General features: G+C 70.7%; 1 protein-coding gene. It reads left to right on the top strand.

All coding sequences use genetic code 11. The annotated features are described in order from the left end of the window. Window positions 1-135: 135 nt before the first annotated feature. On the top strand, window positions 136-342 hold the full coding sequence (locus L942_RS02735; RefSeq protein ID WP_037354442.1) for a hypothetical protein: 207 nt from the start codon (window positions 136-138) through the stop codon (window positions 340-342). Window positions 343-434: the final 92 nt, after the last annotated feature.

Genomic DNA, 434 nt, shown 5'->3' with positions numbered 1-434 from the left:
GCTGGTGGTGGTGAAGATCGGCAACACCACCGCCACCTGGATCGCGCTCATCGTCCCCGCGCTACTGGCCGCCGCCACCATCGTCCGGCTCATGGCCATCACCGAACTCGTGCACACCACCCGGGGAGGCCGCCGATGAACCCCACGACGCTCTACGACGGGCTCACCCCGGTCCAGGCTGACGGGCTGGCGTGCGTGGTCTGCCACCGCGACTTCATCGCCGCACCGCATCCGGCCCGCCCGGTTGGTTTCTCCTTCGAGACCGGCTCGCAGGTGTTTGCCTGCGACGGCGGTTGCCACGCCCTCGTCACCCGTACCACGCCCGAGGGAGGTTCCCGATGACGAGTGCGGGAGTTGCTGCGCAGGACGCGCGGCACGTGCCGCTCACGGACGCGGACAAGCTCGCGCAGGACGCCGCGACCGCGGCGCAGGTG

The organism is Amycolatopsis orientalis DSM 43388, assembly GCF_000411975.1.
Lineage (GTDB): Bacteria > Actinomycetota > Actinomycetes > Mycobacteriales > Pseudonocardiaceae > Amycolatopsis > Amycolatopsis orientalis_D.
This window is presented reverse-complemented; position numbering and strand designations above follow the sequence as displayed.